Source organism: Polaromonas sp. AER18D-145, assembly GCF_002379095.1.
Taxonomy (GTDB): Bacteria; Pseudomonadota; Gammaproteobacteria; order Burkholderiales; family Burkholderiaceae_C; genus Polaromonas.
In genome coordinates this window covers 1-8,169 of sequence record NZ_NBZV01000082.1, presented here as the reverse complement: position 1 = coordinate 8,169, position 8,169 = coordinate 1, and the positions used below count along the sequence as shown (strand labels likewise).

Below are 8,169 nucleotides of genomic sequence, written 5' to 3'. Positions count from 1 at the left end.
CCCACTCCCACCCCTATCCCCTGCCCTCGCCCCGCTGGGCGATGGAGGGGGACTTCATTTGGCCGCGTGTGCTGCGTCCGCGTGCATGAATGACGGATTGTTGAGTCCGACATGACGCGCTTCGCGCGTCATGTCTCCCCGTACCCGATCCCGAATCCGAATCCGCATTTCTTCCCCCACCCGTCGGGCTGGGCCGAGGAGCGCAGCCGAAAGCGGATCAGGGCGAGCAATTGTTTGAGGCGAAGCCGAGTTCGAGCTCGACCCCGCTTTCGGCGAGCACCGCAGGCTGCCCGCAGCGAAGCGGAGGGACCCAGACCATCGGGTCGCCTTTTCTTTTGCTTACTTTTCTTTTGGCGACGCAAAAGAAAAGTGAGTTGCCGCCGGGCAACCCCCGGCCAACAGGCGCAGACACCCCCCAGGACCTGCGGAAAAGCCTAATGACAGCGGCCCCCAAACTGTAGGAACTCCCTGACGGCAGGTCAGCGCGCCTTCCTGCTTGATCCAGCCCAACCACAGGCAACAATCAGTCCATACATAACAAGGAGTTCTCCATGTCGATTTCAATGATTCTGCTCATCGTCCTCATCCTGATTCTGGTGGGCGCACTGCCGACCTGGGGCCACAGCCGCTCGTGGGGCTACGGTCCCAGCGGTGGTTTGGGACTGATTGTCATCATCCTGATCGTGCTGCTGCTGATGGGCCGGATCTAGATCTCACCGATCCCGCTGAGAAGGGACTCCGCCGCAAGGCTGGAGTCCTTTTTTTTGCGTGACGCGCGGCGGCCGGTGAAACGTTTCAGCTGTTGATCTGTGCCCAGGCTTTTTCAATCCGCTTGATGCTCACGGGTTGCGGCGTGCGCAGTTCCTGCGCAAAAAAGCTGACACGCAGCTCCTCGAGCAGCCAGCGCAGCTCCTGCAGCCGCGCGTCCGTCGCGCCCTTGCGCTCGGCCACCAGGCGCCAGTAGCGCTGCTCCTGCGGCCGCAACTCGGCCAGCCGCGCCGCATCACGGGCCGGGTCGGCACGCCACTTCTCCAGCCGCAGCGTGATGGCCTTGAGGTAACGCGGGAAGTGCTGCAACTGCGTGTACGGCGTGAGCGTCAGGAAACGTTTGAGCACCAGGCGCTGCAGCTGCTGCGCTGCATCCGCGGCGGCCTCGGCTGCGTTTTTCGTGTCCTTGATCTTGCGCTGTGCCGCGGCAAACTCGACCAGGATGCCGGCCGCCAGCCGCGCGACTTCGCTGGCAATCAGCGTCAGGCGCCCGCGTCCGTCGTCGATGCGTTTCCTGAAGTCGGCTTCGTTGGTCGGCAGCGGCTCCAGCAAAAAGGCGCGGTCCAGTGCCACTTCGATGATCTGCTCGCGCAGTTCTTCCAGCGTGCCGCCGCCCGAGTTGTCGGCCGCGCGGCCGACCAGCATGTAGGCCGTCGCCATTTTCTGCAGGTCGGGCAAATTCTTTTCCAGGTACTTCAGTGCGTCCTTGATCTGCAGCGAAAACAACCGCCGTAAACCGGCGCGGTGTTTGGTGGCGGCCACGTCGGGTTCGTCGAACACCTCGATGGTCACCGCGTCGCCGAGGTCGATCAGCGCAGGGAAACCGATCAGCGTCTGCTTGCCCTTGCTGATCTCCATGAGTTCGGGCAGCTCGCCAAAACTCCAGCTGGTGTAGCGCTCCGGCGTCCTGACCGCCGCAGCTCGTGGCAGGTTAGCTATGTTTTCAGGAGCATTCTGCGCCCGTCCCTGCTGGGCTGCAGGCCGATTTGACTCAGACCCCTGGCGCTCCTGCGGCGCGGGGCGCGTTTTCAGCCCGGCCAGCGCCTGGAAGGCACCGCGTGCCTGCGAACCCAGCTCGCCCTTGAGCGCACCGAGGTTGCGGCCCGTGCCGAGCTGGCGGCCATGCTCGTCAACCACGCGGAAGTTCATGAACAGGTGCGGCGCCAGCATGTCGATCTTGATGTCGCCGCGCTTGATGTCCAGCGAGGTCGCATCACGCACCAGCTTGAGCACGGCGTCCGTCAGCGAACCGGCGCCGAATTTTTCCGGCTGCAGCAGCTCGGCCGCCATGCGCGCTGCGGTATCGGGCAGCGGCACCAGGCGCGAACGCGGCCGCTGGTGCAGGGTCTTGATCAGCGCCTGGATCTTGTCCTTGAGCATGCCGGGCACCAGCCACTCGCAGCGTTCCTCGTTGACCTGGTTCAGGGCAAACAGCGGCACATCGACGGTGACACCGTCCCTGGCGTCACCCGGCTCATGCAGATAGGTCGCCGTGCAATCGACACCGCCCAGCCGCAGGGTTTTCGGAAACGCCTGGGTGGTGATGCCGGCCGCCTCGTGGCGCATCAACTCCTCGCGGCTCAGGAGCAGCAGCTTGGGCTGCTTTTTGACCTCGTCCTTGTACCAGTGTTCGCAGCCGGCGCCGGTGCAGATGTCGGCCGGCAGCTGCTGGTCGTAAAAGGCGTAGATCAGCTCTTCGTCAACCAGCACGTCCTGGCGCCGCGCCTTGTGCTCCAGGTCCTGCACTTGTTCGATCAGCTTGAGGTTGGCCTGCAGGAAAGGCAGCTTGGTGTCCCAGTTGCCGGCGACCAGCGCTTCGCGGATGAAAATTTCGCGCGCCGTCACCGGGTCGACGCGGCCGAAGTTGACGCGCCGGCCGTTGTAGATCACCAGGCCGTACAGCGTGGCGCGTTCCAGCGCGGTGACCTGCGCGGCCTTTTTCTCCCAGTGCGGGTCCAGCAGCTGTTTTTTCAGCAGGTGGCCGGCGACCTGTTCGACCCACTGCGGCTCGATGTTGGCAATGCCGCGGCCGAACAGGCGCGTGGTTTCGACAAGCTCGGCCGCCACGATCCAGCGTCCCGGCTTCTTGCTGAGCTTGGCGCCCGGATGCCGGTAGAACTTGATGCCGCGCGCGCCCAGGTACCAGTCGTCTTCCTCGTTCTTGATGCCAAGGTTGCCGAGCAGGCCGCAGAGCATGGACAGGTGCAGCTGCTCGTAACTGGCGGGCTTGTCGTTGAGCACCCATTTCTGCTCGCCCACCACCGCGTGCAACTGCGAGTGGATGTCGCGCCATTCGCGCACGCGGCGGATGTTGATGTAGTTCTCGCGCAGCAGGTTTTCATACTGGCGGTTGGTCAGCTTGTGCACGGCATCATGGCCGCCGCGTGCATCACCCAGCCATTTCCAGAGCTTGAGGTAGCCTGAAAATTCGCTTTTCTCATCATCGAACTTCGCATGCGCCTGGTCGGCCTGGGCCTGCTTGTCCATGGGCCGGTCGCGCACGTCCTGCACGCTGAGCGCGCTGGCGATCACCAGCACTTCGTCGAGCGCCTGCCGCTCCCTGGCTTCCAGGATCATGCGGCCCACACGCGGGTCCAGCGGCAGCCTGGCCAGGTTGCGGCCCACCGGCGTCAGTTCGTTGTCGTCGTCCACCGCACCGAGTTCGGCCAGCAGCTGGTAGCCATCGGCAATCGCCCGGCCCTGGGGCGGCTCGATGAAGGCAAAACTTTCGATGGTGCCCAGGTGCAAGGCCTTCATGCGCAAAATCACTGCTGCCAGCGAGCTGCGCAGAATCTCCGGATCGGTAAAACGCGGCCGGCCCAAAAAATCGGGCTCGTCGTACAGGCGGATGCAGATGCCGTCGGCCACACGGCCGCAGCGCCCGGCGCGCTGGTTGGCGGCGGCCTGCGACACCGGCTCGACCATCAACTGTTCGACCTTGTTGCGAAAGCTGTAACGCTTGACGCGCGCCGTGCCGGCATCAATCACATACCGGATGCCCGGCACCGTCAGCGAAGTCTCGGCCACGTTGGTGGCCAGCACAATGCGCCTGCCGGTGTGACCGTCAAAAATGCGGTCCTGCTCGGCCTGGGAAAGACGCGCAAACAGCGGCAACACCTCGGCGTTGCGAAACAGCGGCTGGTGCGCGAGGTGTTTGCGCAAATGGTCCGCGGCCTCGCGGATCTCGCGTTCACCCGGCAGGAAAATCAGGATGTCGCCGGCACTGTGCGGGTTGCGCCAGAGTTCGTCCACGCCGTCGGCGATCGCGTCGTTGAGATCGTAGTCGCGCGACTCTTCATACGGACGGTAACGCTGCTCGACCGGAAACATCCGGCCCGAGACCATGATGACCGGTGCAGGACCTTTGCTGGACGCAAAGTAATCCGCAAAACGCTGCGCATCGATCGTCGCCGAGGTGATGACTACCTTCAGGTCAGGCCGGCGCGGCAGGAGCTGGCGCAGGTAGCCGAGCAGGAAGTCGATGTTCAGGCTGCGCTCATGGGCCTCGTCGATGATGATGGTGTCGTAGGCCTTGAGAAGCGGATCGGTCTGCGTCTCGGCCAGCAAAATGCCGTCGGTCATGAGTTTGACCGAGGCGTCGCGGCTCAAGCGGTCCTGAAAACGCACCTTGTAGCCAACCACGTCGCCCAGCGGCGTCTTGAGTTCTTCGGCGATTCGTTTGGCCACGCTGGAGGCGGCAATCCGGCGCGGCTGCGTGTGGCCGATCAGCCGGCCCTGGCCCGCCGGGTAGTTGAGCTTGCCGCGGCCCATGGCCAGCGCGATTTTGGGCAACTGCGTGGTTTTGCCCGAGCCGGTTTCGCCGCAAACGATGACGACCTGGTGGGCCTGGATGGCGGCGGTGATTTCCTCGCGTTTGCCCGAGACGGGCAAGGACTCGGGAAAATCGATCTGCAAGGGCACGGACAAGGGGGGCGAGGACAAGGGATGGGGGCTCAAAACCACTGATTATCGGTGCTGGCGGGCGCCTGCCCGGCAACAGGGCCAAGACGATGCTTCAGGCGGCTTGCAGCACCGGCAGCTCGACCGCTTCGCCACTGGCCTGGTCCAGCCAGGCGATCCGGCTGGCGTACGACATGGCGGTGCGCGACATGGCTTTGCAGGCGGCCAGCACGCGCGAAGCCCTGGCCGCCGGGTCGGACACCAGCAACAAGCCGACGCCGATTTCGGCCTGCCAGCGCGTCTGCTCGCTTTCGCGCCGCGCTGCGTCGAGGCTGGTGTTGAGAATCACTGATTTCGACAGGCGCGCCTCCACCTGGTGCGCCAGCCGGACCAGTTGGCCGCTGTCGTTGCAGTCACGCAGCAGCAGCACAAAGCCGTCACCCGAATACCGACCCATCTCGACGTAGGCCGGCACCGCGCGCCGCAAGCGCCCGGCACAGACAAACAGCGCATGGTTGACCGCCGCCATACCGTGCAGACGCTCCAGCGCGTAGAGGTTGCCTATGCTCACGACCATCACGCCCACCCATGGCCCGGAACGGTGGGACACAGGCGGGACATCGCCCGCCCAGCCCCCGGCCCCGTTGCCGGCATCCACTGCGCGCGCGGCCGCCGGGCCGGCCGGCCCATCCCGGCGGCGGCGAAAGATGTCACCGACCATCTGCCCGGTTTCCATGTGTGATCGCATGCGGGTCACCGGGTCGTAACTGGGGCCCATTGCCATGACCTGGTGCAGCTCGATCAGGTAGGAGTAGCGCGTCCAGAGCGCCGCGGCCATGGTCACGAGGTAGGCGGTTCCAGCGAGCGCGCTGACCGCATGCACCGGCCAGGGCTCCTGTCCGCGCACCAGCGCAATCCAGCCCAGGCCCAGCATGGCCACCAGCATGAAGAACACACCGAGCACCGCTGTCCAGGCCTGCCGGTCACCGCGGTAAACACTGCGCAGCGACACGGCCAATGCAACAACGCCCAGGGTCCAGGCGAAACCGAGGCCCAGCGCGAGCGAGGGCACCGGCGGCAACAGCCAGCCGGCCGCCATCACGCCCAGCACCAGCACCGTCAGCGCCAGCCGGGTTTGAAGCCGCGCCCTCTTGCCATCCAGCAGGCCCAGGATGGAAAACAGCAGGTAAGCCAGAAAGCCCGAGACCAGCATCGCAATGTGCGCCAGAACCCGCGCCAGCGTGTTTTCATCGTCAATCGGCAGGCCACCCAGAAAGGCGACCACAAAAAAGCTCGAGGCCGTGGCCGCCAGGCCCGCATTGAGCGAGATGCGGTGCAGCGAAGGGGCGAACGCCAGCGCCGAGCCCGCCAGCATCAGGACCGCCGTGCCGAAATAAACGCCCCAAAAACCAAATGCAAGCTTGTCCATGAATGGCCGCATTATCCGGCGAAACGGCCGCTGCCACGGGCACCAGCGGCAGCCCGCCCGCGCCTCCCGCCGCGCCGCTGCGTCCCTTACACTCACTGCCATTGTCCGGAACGCTGCGGCTTTTGCCCGGCTTTCCCGTTCCTCCAGCCTGTTGTTCACCTTTCCCGACCCCGAAAGCGCGCCCATGTCCGCCGTCTTCAACTTCACCTTTGTTCCCTGGTTCCGTTCGGTGGCGCCCTACATCCACCTGCACCGCGGCAAGACCTTTGTGGTCGGCATCGCCGGTGAGGCGATTGCCGCCGGCAAGCTGCAGCATTTGGCCCAGGACATGGCGCTGATCCAGAGCATGGGCGTGAAAATCGTGCTGGTGCACGGCTTCCGGCCGCAGGTCAACGAACAACTGGCCGCCAAGGGCCACGAAGCCAAATACTCGCACGGCATGCGCATCACCGATTCGGTGGCACTCGACTGCGCCCAGGAGGCCGCCGGCCAGCTGCGTTACGAGATCGAGGCCGCCTTCAGCCAGGGCCTGCCCAACACACCCATGGCTGGCTCCACGGTGCGCGTGATCTCCGGCAACTTCATCACCGCCCGGCCGGTCGGCATTGTCGACGGCGTGGACTTCAAACACTCGGGCCTGGTGCGCAAGGTGGACACCAAGGGCATCATGCGCACCTTGGAGTTCGGCGCCATGGTGCTGCTCTCGCCCTTCGGTTTTTCACCGACCGGCGAAGCCTTCAACCTGACCATGGAGGAAGTGGCCACCAGCGTGGCGATTGAGCTGCAGGCTGACAAGCTGATCTTCGTGACGGAAATTCCGGGCATCCGCATCCACCCCGGCGAGCCCGAAAGCGAAGACAACCCGATCGACACCGAGCTGCCGCTGGCCACCGCCGAGAAACTGCTGGCGCAATTGCCCAACCCGACGCAACCGACCGACACCGCGTTTTACCTGCAGCACTGCGCCAAGGCCTGCAAGGCCGGCGTCGAGCGCAGCCACATCCTGCCTTTTGCGGTGGACGGCTCGCTGCTGCTCGAAATCTACGTGCACGACGGCATTGGCACCATGGTCATCGACGAAAAGCTCGAGAGCCTGCGCGAAGCCACCGCCGACGACGTGGGCGGCATCCTGCAACTGATCGAGCCGTTTGAAAAAGACGGCACGCTGGTCAAGCGCGACCGCACCGAGATCGAACGCGACGCCGACCTGTACACGGTGATCGAACACGACGGCGTCATCTTCGGCTGCGCCGCGCTGTATCCCTACCCGGAAGCCAAAACCGCCGAAATGGCGGCACTCACGGTATCGCCGCAAAGCCAGAGCCAGGGCGACGGCGAACGCATCCTCAAGCGCATCGAACAACGCGCGAAGCTGATGGGCCTGGACAGCATTTTTGTGCTGACCACCCGCACCATGCACTGGTTCATCAAGCGCGGCTTTGTGCAGGTCGATCCCGAGTGGCTGCCCGAGGCACGCAAGCGCAAGTACAACGTCAACCGCAAGAGTTTGGTGTTGGTGAAGAACCTGTAGGCAGGCAACAGACTGCCTTCGTCACCTGCTCTCCGTTGCCCGCGCCCCTCCTATGAGGTCTGCACGCTGTTCTGGCAGGAGGTCGTGGGCGAAGTGTCGCTGATCTTTGAAGACCCGCTGCAACCTGGCCAGGAATGGCCGGTGGTCATGCTCACCGGCGGCACCATCAACGTAGATGGCCACGTCAAGCAAACCCGGAAAAAGCAGCACGCCGATGCACGCGCCCAGAGCCTGGCAAAGATGGCTCAGTACGTTTCAAAGTACCTGACCAAAGACCACGACAAGGGCTTACGCGGTCGTCAGATGTGGGGATCGACAGAGGACCTCACACCTCCCAAGCCCATGCGGTTTCAGTTCCATGAATGCCCGCTTGCGGAACTGATCGCTGCGGTCCCCCCCGCGTCACAATAGTTGTCGCCCCGATAGAACCTAAAACCCAGGGGACGGCGATGAAGGATAGAAGTGGCTCGATACGGACAAGCATTCAAGGACCGTGCAGTAGCACGGTTGTTGCCGCCTGAAAGCGCGGCGGTGGAAGAAG

Annotated in this window: 5 protein-coding genes; 3 read left to right on the top strand and 2 right to left on the bottom strand. The window is 64.3% G+C overall.

The features are described 5' to 3' along the window. Positions 1 to 551 precede the first annotated feature (551 nt). Positions 552 to 710 carry a DUF3309 family protein gene (locus tag B7G52_RS22605; RefSeq protein WP_096699913.1) on the top strand — a complete coding sequence of 53 codons (159 nt, stop codon included), beginning with the start codon at positions 552 to 554 and terminating at the stop codon, positions 708 to 710. Between the two features lie 85 nt (positions 711 to 795). On the opposite strand, the gene hrpA is transcribed toward B7G52_RS22605, so the two are convergent. Further along, on the bottom strand, positions 796 to 4,710 hold the full coding sequence (hrpA, locus tag B7G52_RS22600) for an ATP-dependent RNA helicase HrpA (protein WP_096699912.1): 3,915 nt from the start codon (positions 4,708 to 4,710) through the stop codon (positions 796 to 798). A gap of 73 nt (positions 4,711 to 4,783) precedes the next feature. After that, positions 4,784 to 6,097 (bottom strand): diguanylate cyclase domain-containing protein, encoded by a 1,314-nt coding sequence (locus B7G52_RS22595; RefSeq protein ID WP_170954857.1) that lies wholly within the window; start codon positions 6,095 to 6,097, stop codon positions 4,784 to 4,786. A 184-nt stretch (positions 6,098 to 6,281) separates the two neighbouring features. Here B7G52_RS22595 and argA point away from each other — a divergent pair, with 184 nt between their 5' ends. Next, positions 6,282 to 7,628 carry an amino-acid N-acetyltransferase gene (gene argA / locus B7G52_RS22590; RefSeq protein WP_096699914.1) on the top strand — a complete coding sequence of 449 codons (1,347 nt, stop codon included), beginning with the start codon at positions 6,282 to 6,284 and terminating at the stop codon, positions 7,626 to 7,628. 84 nt (positions 7,629 to 7,712) lie between these two features. Then, complete coding sequence (locus B7G52_RS22585; protein WP_096699911.1) at positions 7,713 to 8,039, top strand: hypothetical protein; 327 nt, start codon at positions 7,713 to 7,715, stop codon at positions 8,037 to 8,039. The last annotated feature ends 130 nt before the right edge of the window (positions 8,040 to 8,169 follow it).